Origin of the sequence: Bradyrhizobium sp. YR681 (assembly GCF_000282615.1) — a bacterium.
Lineage (GTDB): Bacteria > Pseudomonadota > Alphaproteobacteria > Rhizobiales > Xanthobacteraceae > Bradyrhizobium.
Window position 1 is genome coordinate 1 of the sequence record NZ_AKIY01000078.1, and the last position, 25,174, is coordinate 25,174.

Here is a 25,174-nt window from a genome sequence, read left to right on the forward strand (position 1 = left end):
TCGGCTGCCGCCGAGCCCGACAGCGACGCGAGGATGCAGGATGCAAGGATCGTGACGTAGCCCAGCCCGCCGCGGAAATGCCCGACCGCGACCAGCGCGACATTGACGATGCGCTTGGCCAGTCCGCCCTTGTTCATGATCTCACCGGCGAGCATGAAGAAGGGAATGGCCATCAGCGGAAAGCTGTCGGCGCCGTTGATGACGTTCTGCGCCACGATCTGGGCGTCGAACATGTCGATCGTGCTCATCAGAGCCACGCCGCAGACGATCAGCGCAAAGGCGATCGGCATGCCCAGCGCCATGGCGCCCAGCAGCGAGAAGGTGAAGACGGCGATCGTCATGGCGCGATCCCGCCGAATGGCTGGATGTGGGCGCCGCCTCGCACAATTCGATGAGACATCAGTGCTCTTCCGATTCCTTGACGGCGACCATGTCGGCTTCGCTGGCCTGTCCCGTGAGCACGCGGACGAGGTCGTACAGAAGGATGACCGCGGCCGACACGCCGAAGATGACGCCGACCGCATAGAAGATGGCCATCGAAAGACCGGTCGCCGGCGCCCGATCGTCGATATTGATGATGGTCTGGCGCCAGCTGCCGGAGAGCAGCAGCCAGTCGGCAAACAGCATCAGGCAGTAATTGATGACGAAGCAGATGCGCTTGCCGGAGGCCGGCAGCATCCGGACCAGGCTGTCGACGCCGAGATGGGCGTGCTCGCGCAGCGCGACGATGGCGCCGAGGAAGGTCAGCCAGACCAGCAGCCAGCGTGACAGCTCCTCGGAGATGGTGATGCCGGAGTTGAAGCCGTAGCGCAGCACGACGTTGCCGAACACCAGCACCACCATGACCGCGAGACACGCGGCAATGACGGCCTTCAGGAACGTGCAATAGAGGTCGAGAGCTCGTGCCATGCGTGACGTCCGGGCAATGAGGGCGGAGCCGGCCATGGCCGGCTCCGCGACCCCGCGGGATGACGAAGTCGGTTACTTCACGTCCTTGCGGATGCGCTCGACCTCGTCGTTGAACAGCTTCACCGTCTCGGCGCGAAGATTGGCCGAGATCTTGTCCACGACCGGCTGCACCGCCTTGCGCATGCGGTCGGTCTCTTCAGGCGCGATCGCGTTGTATTGCATGCCCTTGGCCTGCAATTCCGCCAGAGCCTTTTCGGTCTGAAGGCGCGTCTGCTCCTTCTGGTAGGGGCGGCTTTCTTCGTAGGCCTCGCGCATCAGGCGCTGCTCGGTCGGCGACAGCTTGTCCCAGAATATCTTGCTCACCAGGATGATGTTCAGGGTGAAGGTGTGGTTGGTGGCGGAAACGTATTTCTGCACCTCGTAGAATTTGTTCGAGAGAATGACCGTGTAGGGATTCTCCTGGCCGTCGACGGTGCGGGTCTCCAGCGCCGAATAGAGCTCGCCGAACGCCATCGGGACCGGATTGGCCTTAAAGGCGCTGAAGCTTTCCAGATAGACCGGGTTCGGAATCACGCGAAGCTTGAGCCCGCTGAAATCCTCGAGCTTGGCGATCGGGCGGGTGCTGTTGGTGACGTTGCGAAAGCCGAGACCCCAATAGCCGAGACCCGTGAGCCCCTTCGACGGCAGCGTATCGAGCATCGCCGTGCCGAATTTGCCGGTCGCGAGCGCGTCGGCCTGCTCGGTAGTATTGAAGAGGAACGGGAAATCGATCAGGCCGAACTCCGGAACGACGGTCGCGAGCGACGTCGTCGAGGCCGACAGCATCTCCTGCGTGCCGCCGCGCAGCGCGGATTGCTGCTGCAATTCGTTGCCGAGCTGGGAGGCCGCGAACTCGCGAACCTTCATCTTGCCCCCGCTCTTCGCCAGCAGGATTTCGGCAAACTTCTGCACGCCCATGCTGACGGGGTGATCGGTGTTGTTCAGGTGACCCCACCTGATCGTCCGCTCCTGAATGTCCTGAGCGGATGCGCCAACCGTCAGCGCCACGCAGATCGCCGTCGCAGACAGCGTCCGTACCAACAAGCTCATGGTGTCCTCCCTGTTCGATCGGGCACGAACCACGGCTTAGGCCATTACTTTCCGTACCCTCAGCTTATCCAGACATCATACATATATTTCCATGTCAAATGAGAATATGCATTTCATATGATATTCTTGTAGATGTCAGACACTTCGAATCTGCTATAGAGCTGGCAACATTGATGGTTCGGCCGCCATCAGGACGACCGGCGATCCGGACAAGCGGGATGAGAGCATGACGTCACTCGAGGAACGGCCTCTGTCGGCGGGCGACAGCGGCTATCAGCGCATCCGGTCGGACATTATTTTCGGCGTGCTCACGCCGTCCGGACGCCTCAAGCTTGACGCCATGAAGGAGGATTACGGCGTCAGCATCTCGACGCTGCGCGAGATCCTCAATCGACTGACATCAGAGGGATTCGTGGTTGCCGAGGGGCAACGCGGCTTCGAGGTCGCGCCGATATCGATCCAGAACCTGCGCGAGCTCGCCGATCTGCGCATCCTGCTGGAGCACCATGCGATGGCCGAGTCGTTCCGTGCCGGAGACGTCGAATGGGAGGGCCGCGTGGTGTCCGCGCATCACAAGCTGGCGGCCACCGAACGCACCGTCCTCAAGGAGGGTGACGATCCCGAGCTGCGCAAGCGTTATGACGGCGAATTCCACCAGGCGCTGATCTCTGCTTGCGGCTCGCGCGAGCTGATGCACACCCATTCGATCGTGTTCGACAAATACTTCCGCTATGCGCTGCGCTATCGGGGCACGGAGACGATCAACCAGCACAAGGCCTTGCTGGAATGTGCCCTGAAGCGGGACATCAAGAACGCCAGGGTCGTCCTCAGCGACCACATCAGCGGCTGTGTCGCGCATGCCCTGTCCTCATGGAAGGACGCCTGACCGCCCTCACCGCCAGCAAGCTCAAATCGTCGACGCAGAAGAACGATCAATGCACGCCAACATTCCATTCTCCACGGCCAGGCTTGACGGCCTGCTCGATGATTTCGGCATCGACGTCCTGATCGTGACCTCGAAGCACAACATTCAGTACCTTCTCGGCGGGTACTATCACTTCCAGTTCGATTACATGGAGGCGATCGGCATCAGCCGCTATCTTCCCGTTTTCGTCTACGTGAAGGGCGCGCTCGACAAATCGGCCTATATCGCCAACCGCAACGAGCGGGACAGCGTCCAGAACAGGACCGGCGCCGGATATTGGATGCCACCGGTCGTGTTCGGATCGTCCACCTCGGTCGAGGCGATGACGCTCGCGCTCGAGCATGTAAAGTCAGTCGCAACGCCGGCGCTTCGTGTCGGCGTCGAGATGTCGTTCCTGCCGGCCGATGCGACGGATGTGTTGCGCCGGGAGCTCCCCAATTGCGAACTCGTCGAGGCGATGCGCCCGCTCGAGAAACTCCGATCGATCAAGACCGCAGCCGAGCTGGAGATCCTCCGCGAGGCATCCGAACGTGTGGTCGCTTCCATGATGGATGCGATCAAGCGCACCCGCTCCGGACAAAGCAAGCGGGAGATCATCGATCATCTTCGGCAGGCCGAACTGTCGCGCGACATGATTTTCGAATACGCGCTGGTGACGATGGGAACGAGTCTCAACCGGGCGCCTTCCGAACAACGCCTCGAGGCCGGCGATATCGTCTCGCTGGATTCGGGCGGAAACTACCGGGGCTATATCGGCGATCTCTGCCGAATGGCCGTGCACGGGGAGCCTGACGGCGAGCTTGCCGATCTGCTCGCGGAGATCGACCTGATCCAGCAGGCGGCCCGCGCGCCGATACGCGCCGGCCTCACGGGCAGCGAGATCTACACCGCCGCGAATGAAGCGCTGACGCGGTCGCCTCACGGCAAGCAGATGCACTTCGTCGCCCATGGCATGGGCATCGTCAGCCACGAAGCGCCGCGCCTGACTGCGAGCGGCCCCATTCCCTATCCCGCCGACGACGCCAAGGCGCCATTGGAAGCCGGCATGATCATATCGATTGAAACCACGCTGCCTCATCCGCGCCGGGGCTTCATCAAGCTCGAAGACACGATTGCCGTGACCGCGGACGGTTATCTGGCCTTTGGTGACGACGCGCGCGGCTGGAACAGGATTCCGGCATGACCGTGAATATGATTTCTTCCGGCAGGGTCGAGACCGCGGTCGCCAGCGCGGATATTCTCGGCGAGACGCCGTTGTGGTGCGACCGGTCCCGCAAGCTCTGGTGGATCGACATCGACGGCAGGCTGCATCAATCCTTCGACCCGGCGACCGGCATCCACCACGTATCTTCCCACGATTGCCAATTCCTCGGCAGCCAGGCCCTGACCGCGGACGGCGGGCATCTGCTCGCGCAGGATCTGACGCTGCATCATCGCCAGGGCGTCATCGACGTCGAACGCGGCCGCGACAACCGCCTCAATGACGGCCGCGTGGACGCAAGCGGCCGCCTGTGGATCGGCACCATGGACAACGAGCTGCACCGCCCGAACGGCTCGCTGTATCGCGTGACCGGAGACGGTCAGGTGACGCGCCTGTTCGACGACGTCATCGTGAGCAACGGGATCGCGTTCTCGCCTGACAACCGCACGCTCTATTTCACGGACACCCGGCGATATTGCACGTGGGTGTTCGACTTCGATCTCGACGACGGCGTGATCCGAAACAGACGGATGTTTGCGGATTACAGCGCCTCACAGCAAAGACCCGACGGCGCCTGTGTCGATGTGAGCGGCGGACTATGGACGGCGTTTTTCTCGGGCAGCCGGGTGGCGCGCTATCGGCCCGACGGGACGATCGACACGATCATCCCGGTGCCCGTGACCAATCCAACCTGCCTGTGTTTCGGAGGCGACGATCTCAGGACGCTGTTCGTGACCACGGCCAGGAAGTTTCTCGATCCCGAACAGTTGAGCCGCGAGCCCCAGGCGGGTCATGTTCTCGCCATTCACGGGGTTGCGCAGGGCCTTCCGGAACACCGCTTCGCCGGCGTGCCCTGAACGCCTTCGGCGATCCGGAGAAGGCGGCGGAGTTTGGGGCAACGCGAGAGACTTCCCTACCACTTCTCGCCGAAGGGCCGAATCTCCAGCTCGAAGGTCCAGGCGCTTTTGGGCTGCTGATAGAGCATCCAATAGGATTCGGCCACCGACGACGGCGGCATCAGGAGATCGGGATCATCCAGCGCATTGGGGCCGAGCGCCTCGATCCGCCGCTGGCGCACCCACTCGGTATCGACGCCGGAATCGATGATGAGATGAGCCACGTGAATGTTCTTCGGTCCCAGTTCGCGCGCGGTCGCCTGGGCAACGGCTCGCAGACCGAACTTGGCGCTGGCGAAGGCCGCATATCCCGACCCGCCGCGAAGACTCGCCGTCGCGCCGGTGAAGAAGATATTGCCCTTGCCACGGGGCAGCATCAGGCGGGCCGCCTCACGGCCGGCGAGAAAGCCGGAATAGCAGGCCATCTCCCAGACCTTCCGGAACACGCGCTCGGTCGTCTCCAGAATAGGGAAGTTGACGTTGGCGCCAACGTTGAAGATGCAGACCTCGAGCGGCGCATGCTTGTCCGCCTCGCCAAGGAACGAGATGATCTCGTCTTCCTTGCGCGCATCGAGGGTGCGGGCGTGACACTCACCGCCGGCCTGCTCGATGTCCTTGACCAGCGGCTCGAGCTTGGCGCCGTTGCGCCGACCGGCAAAGACCGTGAAGCCCTCCGAGGCGAACTTCTTGGCGATCTCGCCGCCGATGTAGTCGCCGGCCCCGATCACGGCCACGGTCGCGTTTCTCTTTTGCAAGGCTGTTCTCCCGGTGACGTCAGTTATGTTGCCTGCGCATTTCGGGCGGCTGCGCCGGAGAGGGTTGGCCGCCTTCGCCGCGCAAGGATTCCGCGAGCTTGTGCGTGAGTATCTTGCCGGTCGAGGTCGCCGGCAAGGCATCGAACCACCAGCCTGGTCGCTTGCGGCCGGATCCAGGCGACTATCTATTCCTATAGTTCTAAAATTGAACTGTCAATTGTGCTACAGAACGCGCTGATTTTCACTGATTGTTCGAGTATCATTTTGATATTAGTTCCTGTTTAGAATTGAAGCAGCGGTTCCCTGGGTGATTCGAGCGGAACGGCGCGGGACGACCGGAGAGCAGGAATGAAATGGGATGAGCTCGAGGACGAGCCATGCTCGATGGCCCGGACCATCGGCGTGATTGGTGACCGCTGGACGCTCCTGATCCTGCGCGAGTGCTTCCTGCGCACCCGCCGCTTCGAGGGTTTTCAGTCCGCGCTTGGAATCACCCGCCATCTGCTGGCCGAACGGCTGAAAAAGCTGGTTCGCCAGGGCGTCTTGCGCCGCATTCCATATCAGGAGGCGCCCAAACGCCACGAATATATCCTGACGCAGAAGGGTCTCGATCTCTACCCAATCATGATGGCGATCGTCCATTGGGGCGACGTCCACATGGTCGACACACGCGGACGCCCTCTGCTGCATGAACACCGCAGCTGCGGCAAGATGTTCGATCCGGTGATGGTGTGCTCGGAATGCGGCGAGCCGCTTTCTGCCAAGGACGTTCATGTCCATCCCGGCCCGGGTGCGCGCCCTTCTGCCGAGAAGGGCTCCCTCGAGAAGAAGCCGAAGGTCCGCAAGCGAGCGGCGTGATGGCGGAAGATCCGGAAAGTCGTTTTCGAGCGACGCCCGTGCAGCAGCAATGTGTCGCAGAGCTGGGCAGCAGCTCGCCAGCCAGGGCAATCTCATGTCAGGCAGAGCGGGCAATTTGGCTGGGGCGGGAGGGATCGAACCTCCGAATGGCGGAATCAAAATCCGCTGCCTTACCGCTTGGCTACGCCCCAACAGGCAACCAGGGCCTGCGGAAAAAATCGGCTCCCGCAGATTCCCCCGGGTCGCAGCCGGTCTATAGGGTGCGGCGCGGCATTTCAACCGCCTGAAGGGGCAAAATACCACTGCCCCCGGGCATCTGCGGCACACCCTCTATTATAGGTCCGGGTGGAGGCCTCGGTCCGGGCCGGCGTCCGGGCCATTGAGACCTCCGGCGTTTCATGGGAATACGGCGCCAAACCTGTCCCCGGGGAGTGAGCCATGACCTACCGCGCGCCGATCTCTGACATGCTGCTGTCGCTCAACCATGGCGCCGGCCTGAAGGCCGCCGTGGAGGCCGGCCATTACGGCGAATTCGACGCGGACATTGCCGCGGCCGTGCTGGAGGAAGCCGGCAAGTTCGCATCCGACGTGCTCGCGCCACTCAACAAGGTCGGCGACGAGCACGGCATCAAGCTCGACGACGGCAAGGTCACGACGGCCCCGGGCTGGCCGGATGCCTACAAGCGCTGGACCGAGGGCGGCTGGAACGCGGTGTCGGGGCCTGAGGATTTCGGCGGCCAGGGCCTGCCGATCGCGATCAACGCGGCCTGCACCGAGATCTGGAGCGCCGCCAACGTCGCCTTCGGCCTCTGCCCGCTGCTGACGGCCTCGGCGATCGAAGCGCTGGATGCGCATGGCAGCGACGAACTGAAGACGATCTATCTCGAAAAGCTGGTCTCGGGCGAATGGACCGGCACGATGCAGCTGACCGAGCCGCAGGCCGGTTCCGACGTCGGCGCACTGCGCACCCGCGCCGAGAAGCAGGCCGACGGCACCTATCGCATCAAGGGGACGAAGATCTTCATCACCTATGGCGAGCACGACATGACCGACAACATCGTGCATTTCGTGCTGGCGCGTCTGCCCGACGCGCCCGCCGGCACCAAGGGGATCTCGCTGTTCCTGGTGCCGAAATTCATGGTCAATTCCGACGGCTCGCTCGGCGCACGCAACGACATCTTTGCCAGCGGCGTCGAGCACAAGCTCGGCATGCACGCCTCCCCCACCTGCACCATGACCATGGGCGATCATGGCGGCGCGATCGGCTTTTTGATCGGCGAAGAGAACCAGGGCATGCGCTGCATGTTCACGATGATGAACCAGGCCCGCCTCGGCGTCGGCCTCGAAGGCGTCGGTGTCGCCGATCGCGCCTATCAGCAGGCGCTGTCCTATGCGCAGGAGCGCAAGCAGGGCCGCGCGGTCGGCAAGAAGGGCGACGGCTCGGACGCGATCTTCGTGCATCCCGACGTCAAGCGCATGCTGATGCGGATGCGGGCGCAGACCGCGGCCGCCCGCACCATCTGCTACGCGACCGCCGTCGCACTCGACGTCTCGACGCGCGCCAAGGACCCCAAGGTCCGCGCCGAGGCGGCCGCGCGCGCGGCGCTGCTGACGCCGATGGCGAAGGGCTATTCGACCGATATCGGCAACGAGGTCGCCTATCTCGGCGTGCAGGTGCATGGCGGCATGGGCTTCATCGAGGAGACCGGCGCGGCGCAGCACTACCGCGATGCCCGCATCACCGCGATCTACGAGGGCACCAACGGCATCCAGGCGATCGACCTCGTGACGCGCAAGCTCGCCGCCAATGGCGGCGCCGCGGTGTGGGCGCTGCTCGACGAGCTCGCCGCCACCGTCAAGAAGGTCGAGGCCTCCAACGATCCCGCCTTCGGCACCACCGGCGTGAAACTGCGCGAGGCGCTCGACGCGCTGACGCGCACCAGCAAATGGCTGCTGGAGCGCGTGACGTCCGCGCCGAACGAGGCGCTCGCCGGCGCGACGCCGTATCTCCAGCAGTTCGGCGCGACGCTCGGCGGCTGCATGCTGGCCTCCGAGGCGCTGGCGGCGAAAGGCGACGGTCTTGCCGATGCGCTACGCTACGTCTCGCTCGCGCGTTTCTTCGCCGAGAACATCAGTGTGCAGGCGGGCGCGCTGGAGCGCACCGTGACGGAGAGCGCGGAGTCGGTTGCCGCGGCGGATGCGGTGTTGCTCGGGTAAGTGAAGCCTGCGTAGCCCGGATGGAGCGCAGCGCAATCCGGGGCCGCCGTCGCTCGTGGCACCAATCCCGGATTACGCTTCGCTCCATCCGGGCTACGAAGCGGCGAGCTTCGCCCTTCTCCCCGGCCGCCACAGCACCACGCCGGCCGCCACCAGATCCAGCACGACGCACATCGCGAACGCCGTCGTGTAGTTGCCGGTAAAGCTGCGCACCAGGCCGACGATGCCCGGACCGAAAGCGCTGACGATGCCGCTGATCGAGGTCCCCAATCCCATCGCCGCGCCGAAGGCGCTGCTGCCGATCTCACGCTGGATGATCAGAGGCGGGAACGTGATCATGTTGCCGATCGAGAAGCCGTAGACGGCGCAGCACATCAGCAGCACCGTCGGGCCCTCGCTCTGCACGAGCACGAACAGCGCCGCCGCCTGGCTCGTCATCGATGCCGCGCAGGCGAGCCGCGGTTCGAGCCGGTCGACGAACAGGCCGAGCGACAGGCGCCCGACCACCGCCATCGCCGCCATGACGGTGACGGCAAGGCCTGCCGCGTAGCGCCCGATCAGCGGTTCGAGAAACGTCACCTGGTGGATGATGAATCCCATCTGCGCCAGCAGCGCGATCGCGATCGGCAGCACCATGGTCCAGAACGCGGCGTTGGCGAGCAGCGTCTTGCGGGAATGGACCGGTGCAGCCGCGGAGCGTTCATCCGACGCCAGCGGCATCCCGGCCGGCCAGCCGATGAAGCCGACGACAACCGGCAACACCAGCAGCACCATCACGATGGTGGCCGCCAGCATCGCCGAACGAAAACCGATGCTGCTGGTCAGCGACAGCAACAGCGGAACGAGGATGATTCCGCCGCAGGTCGCGCCGTTGAAGGCGAGGCTCAGCGCAAGGCCACGGCGCCGGTCGAACCAGGAGTTCAGCACGGTCGCGATCACCACCGTGCCCATTCCGGTCCATCCGACCGACATCAGCGCATAGGCGAGATAGAGCTGCCAGGGCGTCTGCATCAGCGCCAGCAGCACCGTCGATGCGCCGAGCGCCGACAGGCCGCACAGGATCAGCGACCGCAGCCCGATGCGGGCGAGCAGATCGTCGGTGAAGATGACGAGCACGGAGGTCAGGAGAAACGAGAAGGTGCTGGCCGCGGACACCAGCGTGCCCGGCCAGCCATGGGCGCGCTGAAGCTCGGCGAGATAGACGCCCTGGCCGTAGAGGCCGAAGCCGAACATGAAGAAGGCCATCAGGAAACAGGCCAGCACAACGCGCCAGCCGCGATAATGCAGCGAGGATTCGTCGACACCAGTTGCGGCAATCATCAATCGAGCAATCGGCCAAATGGAATGCGATCAGGCAGATCGTGCACCACAACCACCGGTTTTTCAAATGAATCATTGTAGCCATTTGTTGCAACGCGCAACAGCGCATGAAATGTGATGCGGCCGTCACGATCCGGTGGTGTCGGTTCCCCGGAACGGATACGGCCCCGCCACGGACGCGATACGCTGGAATCGCCGCAATCGTCTCCGAAAAGGTTGAGCCAGCGCATTGGCACGCCTGCAAGATGATGTAGGCTGATGCTTGCGAGACTCGCCGGTGGCGGGCATCGCGGCGACTGCAGGGGGGTTGTTATGCCGAATGGCAATATCGTCGTCACGGAAGAGCGCGGAACGCGCGTGATCATCCTGCGCCGCCCCGGCAAGAAGAACGCGATCACCCAGGACATGTATCGGGAGATGAGCCGCGCGATCGACACCGCGCAGAACAATCCCGATATCCGCTGCATGATCATCACCGGCGGCTCCGGCGTGTTCACCGCCGGCGACGACATCGACGATTTTCTCCAGGCCGACACCGCGCGCCCGGAGACGCTGTCGAACGGTGCAAAATTTCTCTATTCGCTTGCCCTCAACACCAAGCCGATCATCGCGGCCGTCGACGGCGCCTCGATCGGGATGGGCACCGTGATGTTGTTCCATTGCGACTACGTGCTGGCCTCGAATGCCGCGACCTTTTCAGCGCCTTATATCCATCTCGGGCTCGTGCCGGTCGGCGCCGCCAGCCTCCTGATGCCGAACACGATGGGGTATCAGCGCGCCTTTGCCATGCTGATCATGGGGCGGACTTTTACGGCCGCGGAGGCGCACGCGGCCGGCTTCGTCAATACCGTGGTCTCGCCCGGGCATACCGAGGTCGAGGCCCGCAAGGTGGCGCGCGAGATCTGCCGGCTGCCCGCCGAGGCGGTCGCGACCTCGCGAAAGCTGCTGCGCGCCGCGCCCGAGGAGCTGACCCGCCGCATCGACCAGGAGGCCCATCTGTTCGGCGAGCGGCTCAAGTCGGACGATGCCGTGGCCGCGTTCAACGCGTTCGCGAACAGGAAGAAGCGGTAAGGCGCGGCCGGCGCCCGGCCAATGGCTGTCATTCCCGGCACGACAAAGTCGCGAGCCCGGAATGAGGACGAGAACTTTCGTGAAATCTTCGCGCGGAACGATTAATCTTGGTTCCATGCGATATCGATCCATCCTGGCCGCACTCGCGCTGACCTGCGCCCTCCCCGCCTCCGCCCAGACCGCCGCCCCGGTCGAGCTGCGCATTCTCGCGATCAACGATTTCCACGGCAATCTGCGGCCGCCGCCGGGCGGCATCCGCATCAATGACCCCGAGGACAAGACCAAGAAGGTGATGGTCGCAGCCGGCGGGGCCGAATACATGGCGACGCTGGTCAAGCAGCTGCGCGAGGGACACAAGAACACGATCTTCGTCGCCGCCGGCGATCTGATCGGCGCGAGCCCGTTCCTGTCGGCGATGTTCCACGACGAGCCCTCGGTCGAGTCGCTCTCGATGATGGGACTTGCGATCACGTCGGTCGGTAATCACGAATTCGACGAGGGCAAGACCGAGCTGCTGCGGATGCAGAACGGCGGCTGCCATCCGGTGGACGGCTGCCAGGGACCGCATCCCTTCACGGGTGCCAAATTCCATTATCTCGCGGCCTCCACCGTGGAGACTGCGACCGGCAAGAGCGTGCTGCCGCCTTACGAGATCCGCGAGTTCGAGGGCATCCCCGTCGCCTTCATCGGGCTGACCTTGAAGGAGACCGCGGGCATCGTCTCGCCGTCGGGCATTGCCGGGCTCGAATTCCGCGACGAGGCCGAGACGGTGAACGCCCTCGTCCCGCAGCTGAAGGCGCGCGGCGTCGAGGCGATCGTCGTGCTGATCCACCAGGGCGGTGAACCCGCCGGCGACTACAATGAGTGCCCGGCCATTACCGGGCCGATCGTCGATATCGTCAGGAAATTCGACCGCGCCGTCGACGTCGTCGTCAGCGGCCACACCCATCGCGCCTATGTCTGCGATATCGACGGCAGGCTCGTCACCAGCGGCGACAAATACGGCACGCTGGTCACCGCCATCGACCTCAAGCTCGATCCTGCAACCCGCGACATCGTCAGCGCGAAAGCCGAGAACGTCATCGTCGCCAATGCCTCGCTGGCGAAGGATCCGGAACAGACCGCCCTGATCGACGCCTATGACAAGCTCTCCGCGCCGATCGCGAACCGTCCGGCCGGGTCGGTGACGCAGACGCTGTCGCGCGTGCCGAACGAAGCCGGCGAAAGCCCGCTCGGCGACGTCATCGCGGATGCGCAGCTCGCCTCGACGAAGGATGCGAAGGATGGCAGCGCTGTCATCGCACTCACCAATCCCGGCGGCATCCGCACCGACATCGTGCCGAAGGAGAACGGCGCGGTGTCCTTCGGCGACCTGTTCGCGAGCCAGCCGTTCCGCAACCGCCTCGTCACCATGACGCTGACAGGCAGCCAGCTCAAGGACATGCTCGAGCAGCAATGGCTCGATCCGAAGCGGCCGCGCATCCTTCAGGTCTCGAACGGCTTCAGCTACACGTGGGACGCGACAAAACCGTTCGGCGAGCGCCTCGCCATCGAGAAGATGACGCTCAACGGCAGGCCGGTCGAGGCCGGAAGCGGCTACCGCGTCACCCTCAACGATTATCTCGCGGTCGGCGGCGATGGCTTTACGGTCGCCAGGCAGGGCACCTCGGCGCAATATGGCGGCTACGACGCGGACGCGCTGTTCGCGTTCTTCCGGACGCACGGGCCGATCGGCCCGCTGCCACTGAGCCGCATTCTCCGCGTGAATTGATTCGGATCAAACGGCCCGCATCGGGACCACCCTTTGCCATTTCCGGGGGAACGCATAGATTGGGTTTTGCATTGCGTTTTGGCGCCGAATGCGCCAAGCGACGTCAAGAGCCCGCACTCCATGAGGCCGACCTGATGAGCACGCTTCTTCTCTCCCACAAGGCCTGCCTCGACCACGTCACGCCGCCGGGACATCCCGAAAGGCCGGATCGCCTGCGCGCGGTGGAGGAGGCGCTGTCGGTCGAGCGCTTCCAGTATCTGGTGCGCGACCAGGCACCGGAGGGCGACCTCGATCTCGTGACGCTGTGCCACAACGAGCATTACGTCACCGAGCTCCGCCACATCGCTCCCACCAGCGGACAGGTCTATGTCGACGGCGACACCTCGATGTCCCCGGGCACGTGGGAAGCGGTGATGCGCGGCGTCGGCGGCGCGGTCGCAGCGACCGAGGCGGTGATGAATGGCGAACACCGCAACGCCTTCGTCGCCGTGCGCCCGCCCGGACACCACGCCGAGATCGGCAAGCCGATGGGCTTCTGCTTCTTCGACAATGTCGCGATCGCCGCGCGGCACGCGCAGCGCAAATACGGCATCAAGCGCGTGGCCATCGTCGATTTCGACGTGCATCACGGCAACGGCACCCAGGACATCTTCTGGTCGGACCCGACCGTGATGTATTGCTCGACGCATCAGATGCCGCTGTTTCCGGGCACCGGCGCGAAGGGCGAACGCGGCGACCATGACACCATCGTCAACGCGCCGCTGGCCTCCGAGGACGGCGGCCCCGAATTTCGCTCCGCGTTCGAGAATCTGATCCTGCCGCAGCTCGAAAAATTCAGCCCCGAGCTGCTCGTCATCTCGGCGGGCTTCGATGCGCATTACCGCGATCCGCTGGCCTCGCTGAATTTGCGCGCCGAGGACTACACCTGGGTAACGCGCAAGCTGATGGACCTTGCCGACAAGTCCGCCGGTGGCCGCGTTGTGTCCGTGCTCGAAGGCGGCTATGACCTGCAAGGATTGAAAGAATCTGTTACGGCGCATGTCGGCGCCCTGATGGGTGCCTGACGATCCCGCCACATTAAGCCCGCAAAACGCGACTTCTCTGTCGGGAATGCGAACAGGGCAATCGGAAACGGATATGGCCGAAAATACCCAAGTCGACGTCTCCAGGCTCACCTTCGAGCGCGCGATCGAGGAACTCGAGACGATCGTGAAGCGGCTCGAGGACGGCAAGGTGCCACTCGAGGAATCCGTGACGATCTACGAGCGCGGCGAAGCCTTGAAGCGCCGCTGCGAGGAGCTGCTGCGTCAGGCCGAGGCGCGCGTCGACAAGATCACCACCGATGCCAGTGGCCAGGCCACCGGCACTGCTCCGCTCGACGTCCAGTAAAGCCGCCCGCTCCAGGCATCGGCCGCCTGCATTTTTTTCATGATGGCACGGCGCCGATTCCGCCCCTACGGACAGGCGGTTCGGAACAGAGATCGGGGAACTCGCTCGCCGGAGGTCCCTCGTCCTCCGAATCCGTCCCAAAAGGCCTTCCTCTCGCCCAAAATCCTGCCAAGGAACCGGGCAAGACTGGAACATCCCCGCCGGAGCCACGATTAACCAATCTGGCCCGCCGGTTGCACCTGCATGCCTGTAATCGGCCCTGCGGGTTGGCTTTGGCCCAAGCTTTGGTGTAAAGCTGCGCGGAGTGTGGCTTTTTGTTAGCCTTGACGTGGGGACCGATTACCAACGACAAGCGCTTCAATTTGCTAATGAAATTGGCTGGGACGGACGAAGCCGATCTAAGTGACAGGGATCACAGAGACTGAACCGGAGCGCACTTAAGCTCACCTAAGCTTGAAGACGGGGGCTCTGCCCCATGCAGGTGGCTCCGACGGTTTTAGGACTCGCGCTGCGCCGATATTGTGCAAACCCATCGCGCACCGGAACGATCTTCCGGCGCTGACAAATTGGAAATCGCCGTGAACGCATACAGTAAGACGCCGCTTCTCGACACCATCCGGACGCCGGACGACCTGCGCAAGCTCAAGATCGAGCAGGTCCGCCAGGTTGCCGACGAGCTGCGGCAGGAGACCATCGATGCCGTCTCGGTGACCGGCGGTCACTTCGGCGCGGGCCTCGGCGTGGTCGAGCTCACCACCGCGATTCATTACGTCTTCGACACGCCGCGCGACCGGCTGATCTGGGACGTCGGCCACCAGGCCTATCCGCACAAGATCCTCACCGGACGCCGCGACCGCATCCGCACCCTGCGCACCGGTGGCGGCCTGTCCGGCTTCACCAAGCGCAGCGAGAGCGATTACGATCCGTTCGGCGCGGCGCATTCCTCGACCTCGATCTCCGCCGGCCTCGGCATGGCGGTCGCGCGCGACCTCGCCGGCGGCAAGAACAACGTTATCGCCGTGATCGGTGACGGCGCGATGTCGGCGGGCATGGCCTATGAGGCCATGAACAACGCCGGTGCTATGAACTCGCGGCTGATCGTCATCCTCAACGACAACGACATGTCGATTGCGCCGCCGGTCGGCGCGATGAGCGCCTATCTGTCGCGCCTCTACTCGGGCAAGACCTATCGCACGCTGCGCGATGCGGCCAAGCAGATCAACAAGCGCCTGCCGAAAATCCTCGCCAACCGCGCCAACCGCGTCGAGGAATATTCCCGCGGCTTCATGATGGACGGCGGCACGCTGTTCGAAGAGCTCGGCTTCTATTACGTCGGTCCGATCGACGGTCACAATCTCGACCATCTCCTGCCCGTGCTGAAGAACGTCCGCGACATGGAGACCGGCCCGATCCTGGTCCACGTCGTGACGCAGAAGGGCAAGGGCTACGGCCCGGCGGAAGCTTCCGCCGACAAGTACCACGCCGTCGTCAAGTTCGACGTCGCGACCGGCACCCAGGCCAAGTCCAAGCCGAATGCGCCGGCCTATCAGAACGTGTTCGGCCAGAGCCTCGTCAAGGAAGCGGAGAAGGACGACAAGATCGTCGCCATCACCGCGGCGATGCCGTCCGGCACTGGCGTCGACATCTTCAACAAGGCTTTCCCGGACCGCACCTTCGACGTCGGTATCGCCGAGCAGCACGCGGTGACCTTCGCCGCCGGTCTTGCGACCGAAGGCTACAAGCCGTTCTGCGCGATCTACTCGACCTTCCTGCAGCGCGGCTACGACCAGATCGTGCATGACGTCGCGATCCAGAACCTGCCCGTGCGCTTCGCCATCGACCGCGCCGGTCTCGTCGGCGCCGACGGTGCGACCCATGCCGGTTCGTTCGACAACGCCTATCTCGGCTGCCTGCCGAACATGGTGATCATGGCGGCGGCCGATGAAGCCGAACTGGTGCACATGGTGGCGACCCAGGTCGCGATCAACGACCGTCCGAGCTCGCTGCGCTATCCGCGCGGCGAAGGCCGCGGCATCGAGATGCCCGACGTCGGGGTCCCGCTCGAGGTCGGCAAGGGCCGCATGATCCGCCAGGGCAACAAGATCGCCCTGCTGTCGTTCGGCACGCGTCTGGCCGAATGCGAGAAGGCGGCCGACGAACTCGCCGCCCACGGCCTGTCCACCTCGATTGCCGATGCGCGCTTCATGAAGCCGCTCGACACCGAGCTGGTGCTCAAGCTTGCCCGCGACCACGACGTGCTGATCACGGTCGAGGAAGGCTCGATCGGCGGCTTCGGCTCGCATGTCGCGCAGTACCTGACCGACCAGGGCGTGCTGGACACCGGCATGGTCAAGTTCCGTTCGATGGTGCTGCCCGACGTGTTCCAGGACCACGACACCCCGGCTGCGATGTACGCCCGGGCCGGTCTCGACGCCAAGGGCATCGTCGCCAAGGTGTTCGAAGCGCTCGGCAAGGACGTCAAGGCCGAGACGGTCAAGCTGGCTTGAGGCTGATTCACCTCTCCCGCTTGCCGGAGAGGTCGACGCGAAGCGTCGGGTGAGGGTTTTCTCCCCTCGGGGCGTATCTCGATTGCGGAGACACCCTCTCCCCACCCCTCCCCCGCAAGCGGGGGAGGGAGCAGAGCACACAGCGGCTCACACCTCGCCCAAATTTTCTCGGTTCTAGTCTCATGAAAATCTATCTGGCAGGCCCCGACGTGTTCCTGCCGGATGCGGTCGAGATCGGCCGGCAGAAGGCCGCGATCTGCGCGGCTCACGGCCTCACCGGCCTCTATCCTCTCGACAACACCATCGACCTCACCGCGCCCGACGCCTCGCGGCAGATCTTCTGTGCCAATGAGGCGATGATGGATGCGGCCGACGCCATTATCGCGAACCTCACGCCGTTCCGCGGCGCCGGCGCCGATCCGGGCACCGTCTACGAGCTCGGCTACATGGCCGGGCGCCGCAAGTTCTGCCTGGCCTATTCCAACGACGGTGCCACCTATGCCGACCGGGTCGGCCGCTTCATGGCCGTCACCTCGGAAGACGGGCGGCTGGTCGATGCCCAGGGGCTGACGGTCGAGGATTTCGGGCTCGTCGACAACCTCATGATGATCCATGCGCTGGAGCTGCACGGCTGCCCGCTGGTGACGCCGGCCACGATGCCGGTCGACGTCTGGCATGACCTCGCCGCTTTCGAGGCTTGCGTCCGGATGGCGGCCGCGCGATTGATCGCTAGATAGCGCCAGTCCCTCTTGAGAGATCCAATGCCCCCTGCCCGCAAGCGCGCGGATGTCCTGCTGGTCGAGCGCGGCCTGTTCGAGAGCCGGGCGCGGGCGCGCGCGGCGATCGAGGCCGGCCTCGTCACGGCCGACGACAGGCAGGTTTCAAAACCGTCGGAGACGATCGCCGAGGACGCGGTGATCCAGGCCGAGCCTGCGCACCCCTACGTCTCGCGCGGCGGCGTCAAGCTGGCCGGCGCGCTGGAGCGCTACCCGATCGACATCGAGGACCATGTCTGCCTCGACGTCGGCGCCTCCACCGGCGGCTTCACCGAGGTGCTGCTGGCGAACGGCGCGAGCCTGGTGTTCGCGATCGATGTCGGCACCAGCCAGCTGCATCCGTCGCTGCGCGGGCATCCGAAAATCGTGTCGATGGAAGAGACCGACATCCGCGCCTATGAGGGCAAGCGGTTGCCGGCGCGGCCCGATGTCGTCGTCATCGACGTCAGCTTCATCTCGCTGAAGACGGTGCTGCCCGTGGCGCTGTCGCTGGCGGCGGCACCGATGAGCCTGCTGGCGCTGATCAAGCCGCAGTTCGAGGCCGAGCGGAAGCACAACAAGAAGGGCATCGTCCGCGATGCCGCCGTGCACCAGGAGATCTGCGACGACATCGCGGCCTTCGCGGCCTCGCTCGGCTGCACCGGGATCGAGCTTTTCCCCTCGCCGATCACGGGCGGCGACGGCAACATCGAATTCTTCCTGGGCGCGCGCCGTGGTTGAGCGCCTGACCATCGATCACGTCGGCCATCGCGGCGACGGCATCTCGCTGACGACGGGCGACGCGATCTATGTGCCTTACACGCTGGGCGGCGAGACCGTCGAGGTCGACCACGTCGCGGGCCATCATCCTGATCGACGCAAGCTGCTCGCCGTCGATATCGCGAGCCCCGAGCGCGTCGCGCCGTTCTGTCCGCATTTCGGCGTCTGCGGCGGCTGCGCGATCCAGCACTGGGCGGCGGAGCCCTATCATGCCTGGAAGCGCAACATCGTGGTCGAGACGCTGGCGCAGGCCGGCATCGCTTGCGAGGTGGCGCCGCTGGTCGACGCCCATGGTACGGGGCGCCGGCGCGTCACACTGCATGGCCGGTTCGGCACGCATGACATCCTCAAGGTCGGCTTCTCGGCGGCGGGCTCGCACGACGTCATCCCGATCCATCGCTGCCCGATCCTCGATCCCGCGCTCGCGGGCGCGCTCGATGCCGCCTGGGCGCTCGCCGAGCCGCTGACGTCGAAGATGCCGGTGACGAAGCCGCTCGACATCCAGGTCACCGCGACCGCCAACGGTCTCGATATCGACGTGCGCGGCTCCGGCCCGCTGCCGACGCCGCTGGTCACGGCGCTGTCGCGCGTCGCCGAGCAGCACCGGCTGGCGCGGTTGACGCGGCATGGCGAGCTGGTGCTGCAACGCCTGCCGCCGACGGTGAAAATGGGTCGCGCCGAAGTGACGCTGCCGCCGGGCTCGTTCCTGCAGGCAACCCTCGCCGGCGAAGAGACGCTGGCCGCTCTCGTCGCCGAGCGCGTCGGCAAGGCCAAGGATGTGCTCGACCTCTTCTGCGGCGTCGGACCGTTTGCCTTGCGGCTCGCCGAGAAAGCGCGCGTCACGGCTTACGACAACGACGCCGGCGCGGTCGCAGCGCTTGCGAAAGCGGCGCGGACACCTGGCCTGAAGCCGATCAAAGCAGAGCCACGCGATTTATTTCGCCGTCCGTTGGTGCCGCCGGAGCTGCGCGATTTCGACGCCGTCGTGTTCGACCCGCCGCGCCAGGGCGCGCAGGCGCAGGCATTGAAACTCGCCGCAAGCAAGGTGCCGGTGGTCGTTGCCGTGTCCTGCAACGTCGCGACCTTCGCCCGCGACGCGCGGCTGCTGATCGACGGCGGCTACAGGATCGAGAGCGTGGTGCCCGTCGACCAATTCCGCCACACGCCGCATGTGGAATTGGTGGCGAAGTTCACGCGCTGATCAGCGCCGAAGCCCGCCCAACGCCGGCGACTCGCCGGGCAGCATGTTCGACCGGATATCGCTGTCCATGCGGCCCGAGTCCTGCTGGGTGACCCCGGCGCCGAACGACAGGCTGAGATTGGAGGTCGGCTTGAACTCGACACCGGCGAATGCGCCATAGCCGGGCGACGTGCTCGAGGTGAGCGGCGCCAGCGAACTGCCGATGCCGTCACCATATTTCTGCGCGTTGAAACCGGCAAAGAACGTGACAGGCATGCCGCCCGCGGTCTTGGTGTTGTAACCGAACTGCGTGCTGTCATAGGACAGCGCGCTGAAATTTCCGGTCAGCCCCGTCTGGCTGAGGCCGCTCCAATTCAGACTGCCGCGCTGGCTGCCGACAAAGAAGCCGTTTGCAAAATTGGTGCGGCTGCTTGCGTCGCTGGCATTGAAGCTCGGAAAATTGCCGTAAGCATCCGAGCTCTGGCCGGCGACGCCACCGAGGCCGAAAGGCCCGCCCGGGATCCAATATTGCAGCGGGGCGGCTTGCGCATGAGCCTGCGCTCCGCCGAAGCAAAGCGCGGCGAAGAGAGCTGCGAGACCGTAACAACGTGCAAGATTGGGCATTCGGGCGACCGTCAAAAAGCTCGCAAATCATACCCTCAGGATGCCGGGAATACCAGCCGAGCGATGCCGGCGATCGCGCCATCCAGTTCCCGGATCACCTCTTCCTGAGGCGTTGAACCTCCCCCGTGGCGGACTGACCCACGTGGGGGGCGTCAGCATGGAGGCTGTCATGGAGGTCAATTCCGACAGGTTGAATGCCTTTATGGGCAAGATGATCACCGAGGTCGGGGCCGCGATGAACGCATCGCTGGTCCTGCTGGGCGACAAGCTCGGCCTCTACCGCACCCTCGCCGCCAAGGGACCGATGAATTCCGCCGAACTGGCGAGCGCCACTGGAACGAACGAACGCTACGTCCGCGAATGGCTGGCGAGCCAGGCGGCTTCCGGTTACGTGGAATACGACCCGGCGTCCGGCACGTTCTCGATGCTGCCGGAGCAGGCGATGGCGCTGGCCGACGAGGACAGCCCGGTGTTTCTCGGCGCGGTCGGCAATGTCATCGCCGCGGCGTTTCTCGACGAGCCGAAGATTACGGACGCCTTCAGGAGCGGCAAGGGCGTCGGCTGGAATCGCCGTAGCGAGTGCCTCTTCTGCGGCACCGCCCGCTTCTTCCGCACCGGCTACATGCACAATCTGGTGCCGGCGTGGCTGCCCGCGCTCGACGGCGTCGTGGACAAGCTGAAGCGCGGCGCCAGGGTCGCCGATGTCGGCTGCGGACACGGCGTCTCGACCCGGCTGATGGCGGAAGCGTTTCCGAACTCCCGCTTCTACGGCTTCGACTACCACGAGGGCTCGATCGAGGCCGCGCGGAAGGCGGCTCATGAGGCGAAGCTCGCTGATCGCGTCAGCTTTGCCGTCCACTCGGCGAAAGACTATCCGGCCGAGGGCTATGATCTCGCCTGCTTCTTCGACTGTCTGCACGACATGGGCGATCCCGTCGGCGCCATCCGCCACGTGCGCGAGACCATGGCCAGGGACGGCACCTGCATGCTGGTCGAGCCGTTCGCGGGCGACCGGCTCGAAGACAATCTCACCCCGGTGGGGCGCGTCTATTATGCGGCGTCCACCATGATCTGCACGCCGGCCTCGCTCGACCAGGAGGTGGGCCTTGCGCTCGGCGCGCAAGCCGGCGAAGCCAGACTGCGCAAGGTCGCCAGCGACGGCGGACTGTCGCGCTTCCGCCGCGCCGCTGAAACACCGTTCAACCTGATCCTGGAAGCACGGATCTGAGCTTCCCACGCCGGCGCGTGGCTGCGGCATACGGCCATGCCAATGCCGCAGCCTCGTCCGGCGCCGACATCCTTGCCTCGCTCGCGCCGCAACGTAAGCTGGCGATCGAGCAAGGCGGCGCGAGTCCGCCGTAACGGGAGGATGACGATGAGACATATGGTTCTGGCGCTGGTTGCGCTGTTTGCCGTGACGATCTCGCCGGCCGGCCGCGCGGCCGAGCCGACCCGCTTCGTGCCGCTGAAGCCCGAGGAGCTCACCCCGCAGCAGAAAGAATGGGCGGATGCGATCGCGGTGCCGCCGCGCAATGCCAAAATCACCAACCCGCCCTACCGTGCCTATATCCGCAATCCCGAGCTCGCGCCGAAGCTCTCGGCGATGTCGGATTATCTGCGCTGGAATTCGTCGCTGCCGGCGCGCCTCAGTGAATTCGCGATCCTGATCACCGCGCGGCAGTGGACGGCGCAGTACGAATGGTTCGCGCATTATCCGCTGGCGATGAAGGCCGGCCTCGATCCCGATGTCGCCAAGGACGTCGCGAACGGCGTAAGGCCGAAGGCGATGAAGGGGGATGAGGCCGCGCTCTATGATCTTGCGATGGCGCTCTATCGCGACAAGAAGGTGTCCGACGAAATCTATCGCACCGCGCAGCAGAAATTCGGCGAGCGCGGCATCATGGATATCATCGGCCTGATCGGCTACTACGACCTGGTCTCGATGACGCTGATCACGATGCAGGCCGAAGCCCCGAACGACAGCGTGCCGCCGCTGCCACCGCTGGCGGCGAAATAGACGCAGCTTGCATGTCCGACGATCCATTGCTGACCCGCCTGACATCCGTTCTTGCCAAGGTTCCGGGCGTTCAGGCCATCGTGCTCGGCGGTTCGCGTGCGCGCGGCAGAGCGCATCCCGCGTCCGACTACGATATCGGGCTCTATTGCGACGATTCCCGCCGGCTCGACACGGATCGACTCATGATTGCGGTGAAGGAGATCGCCGACGATCCCGGTGCTGCGACTGTGACCGGGCTTGACGAATGGGGGCAGTGGATCGTCGGGGGCGCCTGGCTGTCGATCGAGGGCCAAAAAGTCGATCTATTGTACCGTCGTGCCGACAACGTCGAGCGCGTCATGAGGGCTTGCGAGATCGGCTCCGTTCTCATGGCCTATCAGCCAGGCCATCCGCACGGCTTCTGCACCGCGATCTGGATGGGCGAGATCGCGTATTGTCAGCCCCTGCACGACCCGAAGGGAATGATCGCCCATCTCAAATCCATCGCGCTCCCCTATCCGCAGCCGCTGCGCCACGCCCTGATCACGCGCTTCCAATGGGAAATTCTGTTCAGCATCGAGAATGCCGAGCTCGCGGCCGCACGCAACGAGCAGACCCACGTCGCGGGATGTCTCTACCGATCGCTCGCCTGTATCGCGCAAGTGCTGTTCGCGCTGAATGAACGATATCTCATCAATGAAAAAGGCGCGATTCAGGAGGCAGCCAGCTTGCCGCTGACGATTCCCGGGTTGGCGGAGCAGGCCGACGCAGTCTGGCAGCTGATCGCCGAGCGCGCCTTCGGCCAGGCCTGCGATCTCCTGCGGGAGACCGACCAGCAACTGAAACAGCTGAAGCCCCGATAGCATGGAGACCCCGGTGACATCAGACCCACCCGTCACTTACGAACGCGCAGGCAACATCGCCCGCATCACGCTGCGCCGTCCGCCCGTCAATGCGCTGAGCCTCGATGTCATCCGTGCGGTGGTGGCGGCTCTCCGCCGCGCGGCCGACGATGCCGATGCGCGCGTCGTCGTGCTGGCGAGCGCAATTCCCAAACGCTTTTCGGCGGGCCTCGACCTCGACATCCTGCTCGGCAAATCCGGTGCCCGGATCCGCGAATTCCTCCAGGCACTCTATATCGACCTTTACGATGCGCAGTATGGGCTCGGAAAACCGTCGATCGCCGCGGTCGGCGGCGCGGCGCGTGGCGGCGGCATGACCATGGCGGTGTCCTGCGACGTGGTGCTGGCGTCCGAGAGCGCGACGTTCGGCTATCCCGAGATCGATGTCGGCGTCATCCCCGCGATCCACTACGCGCATCTGCCGCGCATCGTCGGGCGTCATCGCGCCTTCGAGCTGCTTTTCACTGGCCGCGTCTTCAGCGCCACAGAGGCGCGCGAGCTCGGCGTGGTGAACCGCGTTGTGGCCGATGCGGAGCTGGACGCCGAGGTGCTGAAGCTGGCCACGCAGTTTGCCGGCAAATCGGCCGCCGTGTTGCGGATGGGCCGCGCCGCCTTCATGCGCCAGATCGATCTCGACTATCGGCGCAGCATTGCCAGCGCAGTGGACGACTTCTGCAACGTCGCGACGTCGGACGAAGCGCAGGAGGGTTTGAGGGCGTTCGTCGAGAAGAGGGCGCCAAAATGGTGAGCGAACGGTCGCCCCGCTGCGTCGCTATCGCCCCCAGCGGTCCGACCAGATCTTCTCGCCGATCATGCAGCTGACGCGCGGCTCCTTGTCCGCAACGCGGACCACGGGACGGTCCGGCGTGCGGCCGGCGACCTCCATCAGCAGCTTGGTGCGGATCGCTTCCTTGAATTTGTCGCGGTCCTTGATCGTGATGACGAAGGAGCCGGGACCGCCGATGACGCAGTCCTCGTAGTAGTAATCAAGATTGTCGATATCCATGGTCGAATAGGACGGCTCCTTGACCATGATCGGCAGGCCGTTGATGACGATGCCCTTCTCGATCGCCGCGTCGCGCGCCACCGTGACCGGCCCGCCATTGTTGTTGGGACCGTCGCCGGAAATATCGATGACGCGGCGCAAGCCCCGATAGGGATCCTCGTCGAACAGCGGCATCGCGAACGTGATCGCACCCGATATCGAGGTGCGCGAGGCACGCCGGATCGGTGTCTTCATGATTTCGGCCGCGACCGCATCCGCGGTCTCCGGCCCGTCGACCAGCCGCCAGGGAATGATGATCTTCTGGTCGGTGGAAGCGGCCCACTCGAAATAGGTCACCGCGATCCGGCCGTTCGGCCCGAGCTTCAGCGCCTGTAGGAACTCCTTGGACTGGATCGCCTGCGCGTAGCCTTCGCGCTGGATCGCGAGCTCGTCCATGTCCATGGAGTAGGACACGTCGACCGCGAGGATCAACTCGACGTCGACCGTCTGCGCGTCCTTGTCAGCCGCCAGCCGCTGCGGTTGATGTCGGGGTTCAAACTTGGGCCCTGGTGCCGCGAAGCCCGCGACATCCCCTCCGGCAAGAACGCCGGCCACCAGCACAGCCCCGATCGAGAACAGCAAACGCATCGCAGTCTCCCGTCGTATGACGCGATGGTGACATGCAATCGCCTTGCCGCAAAGTCCGAAGATCGCTTGGGCTTCACATTCGAGTTAGGAAATTCGAGCGTTGCGCAAAGCTGCCGCCCTGCGGCCATGCTTGCGCCGTCGGAACATTTGCGATGTGGAGGCGCCGTCCCGCCCTCTTGTCCGGCGGGATTTCCATGCTAGGCTGATCGTACAGATGGGGATGGAGTCCCCCGACAACCGCCCGGCGGCCTGTGGACCGTAATGGGCTGATGACTCCTGCTTGAGGTGAGGCAATCTTTTGCTTGAGGTGAGGCAATCTTTGAGCCTCTGCCTTTGGCGGGAGCATGGACAAACCCGCCATTGGCGGGGTTTTTGTTGCCTGAAACAGTGGCCAGG

Annotated in this window: 25 protein-coding genes, 1 tRNA gene and 1 riboswitch; of the genes, 17 read left to right on the forward strand and 9 right to left on the reverse strand. The window is 64.6% G+C overall.

The window, feature by feature from the left end; genetic code table 11:
• The 3 genes from PMI42_RS09325 to PMI42_RS09335 all read right to left on the reverse strand — a co-directional run.
• A partial coding sequence (locus PMI42_RS09325) for a TRAP transporter large permease subunit (protein WP_008132938.1) occupies positions 1-341 on the reverse strand: 341 nt, incomplete at its 3' end.
• 58 nt (positions 342-399) lie between these two features.
• Positions 400-909, reverse strand: a complete 510-nt coding sequence (locus PMI42_RS09330; protein ID WP_035965043.1) for a TRAP transporter small permease — start codon at positions 907-909, stop codon at positions 400-402.
• A gap of 72 nt (positions 910-981) precedes the next feature.
• Positions 982-1,998 (reverse strand): TRAP transporter substrate-binding protein, encoded by a 1,017-nt coding sequence (locus PMI42_RS09335; protein ID WP_008132944.1) that lies wholly within the window; start codon positions 1,996-1,998, stop codon positions 982-984.
• A 226-nt stretch (positions 1,999-2,224) separates the two neighbouring features.
• On the opposite strand from PMI42_RS09335, the gene PMI42_RS09340 reads away from it, so the two are divergent.
• From PMI42_RS09340 to PMI42_RS09350, 3 genes are read left to right on the forward strand one after another with little or no spacing between them, the layout of a single operon-like run.
• On the forward strand, positions 2,225-2,884 hold the full coding sequence (locus PMI42_RS09340) for a GntR family transcriptional regulator (protein ID WP_008132947.1): 660 nt from the start codon (positions 2,225-2,227) through the stop codon (positions 2,882-2,884).
• A 49-nt stretch (positions 2,885-2,933) separates the two neighbouring features.
• Positions 2,934-4,106, forward strand: a complete 1,173-nt coding sequence (locus PMI42_RS09345) for a M24 family metallopeptidase (RefSeq protein WP_008132950.1) — start codon at positions 2,934-2,936, stop codon at positions 4,104-4,106.
• Entirely contained in the window at positions 4,103-4,981 is an 879-nt protein-coding gene (locus PMI42_RS09350) for an SMP-30/gluconolactonase/LRE family protein (RefSeq protein ID WP_008132952.1), read from the forward strand. The genes PMI42_RS09345 and PMI42_RS09350 overlap by 4 nt, the downstream gene beginning before the upstream one ends.
• Before the next feature lie 56 nt (positions 4,982-5,037).
• On the opposite strand, the gene PMI42_RS09355 is transcribed toward PMI42_RS09350, so the two are convergent.
• Positions 5,038-5,775, reverse strand: a complete 738-nt coding sequence (locus PMI42_RS09355) for an SDR family oxidoreductase (RefSeq protein WP_008132954.1) — start codon at positions 5,773-5,775, stop codon at positions 5,038-5,040.
• Between the two features lie 348 nt (positions 5,776-6,123).
• On the opposite strand from PMI42_RS09355, the gene PMI42_RS09360 reads away from it, so the two are divergent.
• The gene (locus tag PMI42_RS09360; protein ID WP_008132956.1) at positions 6,124-6,633 is read left to right on the forward strand and encodes a winged helix-turn-helix transcriptional regulator; all 510 of its coding nucleotides are present in this window, start codon (positions 6,124-6,126) and stop codon (positions 6,631-6,633) included.
• Positions 6,634-6,749: 116 nt separating this feature from the next.
• On the opposite strand, the gene PMI42_RS09365 is transcribed toward PMI42_RS09360, so the two are convergent.
• Positions 6,750-6,824: transfer RNA gene (locus tag PMI42_RS09365), tRNA-Gln, on the reverse strand.
• Positions 6,825-7,071: 247 nt separating this feature from the next.
• Between PMI42_RS09365 and PMI42_RS09370 the strand changes: the two genes are divergently transcribed.
• Positions 7,072-8,850: an acyl-CoA dehydrogenase family protein gene (locus PMI42_RS09370; protein WP_008132959.1), complete on the forward strand. Its 1,779-nt coding sequence runs from the start codon at positions 7,072-7,074 to the stop codon at positions 8,848-8,850.
• A 93-nt stretch (positions 8,851-8,943) separates the two neighbouring features.
• On the opposite strand, the gene PMI42_RS09375 is transcribed toward PMI42_RS09370, so the two are convergent.
• On the reverse strand, positions 8,944-10,170 hold the full coding sequence (locus PMI42_RS09375; protein ID WP_008132960.1) for an MFS transporter: 1,227 nt from the start codon (positions 10,168-10,170) through the stop codon (positions 8,944-8,946).
• Positions 10,170-10,400 (reverse strand): hypothetical protein, encoded by a 231-nt coding sequence (locus PMI42_RS39025; RefSeq protein WP_157195732.1) that lies wholly within the window; start codon positions 10,398-10,400, stop codon positions 10,170-10,172. Before PMI42_RS39025 ends, PMI42_RS09375 begins: the two co-directional genes overlap by 1 nt.
• Positions 10,401-10,482: 82 nt before the next feature.
• Between PMI42_RS39025 and PMI42_RS09380 the strand changes: the two genes are divergently transcribed.
• From PMI42_RS09380 to PMI42_RS09415, 8 genes are all read left to right on the forward strand, one after another.
• Positions 10,483-11,241, forward strand: a complete 759-nt coding sequence (locus PMI42_RS09380) for an enoyl-CoA hydratase-related protein (RefSeq protein ID WP_008132962.1) — start codon at positions 10,483-10,485, stop codon at positions 11,239-11,241.
• 115 nt (positions 11,242-11,356) lie between these two features.
• Complete coding sequence (locus PMI42_RS09385; RefSeq protein ID WP_035965039.1) at positions 11,357-13,012, forward strand: bifunctional metallophosphatase/5'-nucleotidase; 1,656 nt, start codon at positions 11,357-11,359, stop codon at positions 13,010-13,012.
• A gap of 134 nt (positions 13,013-13,146) precedes the next feature.
• The gene (locus PMI42_RS09390) at positions 13,147-14,076 is read left to right on the forward strand and encodes a histone deacetylase family protein (RefSeq protein ID WP_008132966.1); all 930 of its coding nucleotides are present in this window, start codon (positions 13,147-13,149) and stop codon (positions 14,074-14,076) included.
• Between the two features lie 73 nt (positions 14,077-14,149).
• A complete protein-coding gene (locus PMI42_RS09395) occupies positions 14,150-14,401 on the forward strand; it encodes an exodeoxyribonuclease VII small subunit (RefSeq protein ID WP_008132970.1) in 252 nt (83 codons plus the stop codon).
• 578 nt (positions 14,402-14,979) lie between these two features.
• Positions 14,980-16,908, forward strand: a complete 1,929-nt coding sequence (gene dxs, locus PMI42_RS09400; RefSeq protein WP_008132971.1) for a 1-deoxy-D-xylulose-5-phosphate synthase — start codon at positions 14,980-14,982, stop codon at positions 16,906-16,908.
• Between the two features lie 182 nt (positions 16,909-17,090).
• Positions 17,091-17,645, forward strand: coding sequence for a nucleoside 2-deoxyribosyltransferase (locus PMI42_RS09405; protein WP_008132974.1), 555 nt, complete (start codon positions 17,091-17,093; stop codon positions 17,643-17,645).
• Positions 17,646-17,669: 24 nt separating this feature from the next.
• Entirely contained in the window at positions 17,670-18,404 is a 735-nt protein-coding gene (locus PMI42_RS09410; RefSeq protein ID WP_008132976.1) for a TlyA family RNA methyltransferase, read from the forward strand.
• A complete protein-coding gene (locus PMI42_RS09415; protein WP_008132978.1) occupies positions 18,397-19,644 on the forward strand; it encodes a class I SAM-dependent RNA methyltransferase in 1,248 nt (415 codons plus the stop codon). Before PMI42_RS09410 ends, PMI42_RS09415 begins: the two co-directional genes overlap by 8 nt.
• Here the strand turns inward: PMI42_RS09415 and PMI42_RS09420 are convergent, their stop codons facing one another.
• Positions 19,645-20,247 (reverse strand): hypothetical protein, encoded by a 603-nt coding sequence (locus tag PMI42_RS09420; RefSeq protein ID WP_008132980.1) that lies wholly within the window; start codon positions 20,245-20,247, stop codon positions 19,645-19,647.
• A gap of 169 nt (positions 20,248-20,416) precedes the next feature.
• On the opposite strand from PMI42_RS09420, the gene PMI42_RS09425 reads away from it, so the two are divergent.
• From PMI42_RS09425 to PMI42_RS09440, 4 genes are all read left to right on the forward strand, one after another.
• Positions 20,417-21,475, forward strand: coding sequence for a class I SAM-dependent methyltransferase (locus PMI42_RS09425; protein ID WP_008132981.1), 1,059 nt, complete (start codon positions 20,417-20,419; stop codon positions 21,473-21,475).
• Positions 21,476-21,622: 147 nt separating this feature from the next.
• Positions 21,623-22,264, forward strand: coding sequence for a carboxymuconolactone decarboxylase family protein (locus PMI42_RS09430; RefSeq protein WP_008132983.1), 642 nt, complete (start codon positions 21,623-21,625; stop codon positions 22,262-22,264).
• 11 nt (positions 22,265-22,275) lie between these two features.
• On the forward strand, positions 22,276-23,106 hold the full coding sequence (locus PMI42_RS09435) for a nucleotidyltransferase domain-containing protein (protein WP_008132985.1): 831 nt from the start codon (positions 22,276-22,278) through the stop codon (positions 23,104-23,106).
• Between the two features lie 13 nt (positions 23,107-23,119).
• Complete coding sequence (locus tag PMI42_RS09440; RefSeq protein WP_008132986.1) at positions 23,120-23,893, forward strand: enoyl-CoA hydratase/isomerase family protein; 774 nt, start codon at positions 23,120-23,122, stop codon at positions 23,891-23,893.
• Positions 23,894-23,917: 24 nt separating this feature from the next.
• Here the strand turns inward: PMI42_RS09440 and PMI42_RS09445 are convergent, their stop codons facing one another.
• Positions 23,918-24,778, reverse strand: coding sequence for a DUF1194 domain-containing protein (locus PMI42_RS09445; protein WP_008132987.1), 861 nt, complete (start codon positions 24,776-24,778; stop codon positions 23,918-23,920).
• Between the two features lie 207 nt (positions 24,779-24,985).
• Positions 24,986-25,064, forward strand: a riboswitch (Fluoride riboswitch).
• Positions 25,065-25,174: the final 110 nt, after the last annotated feature.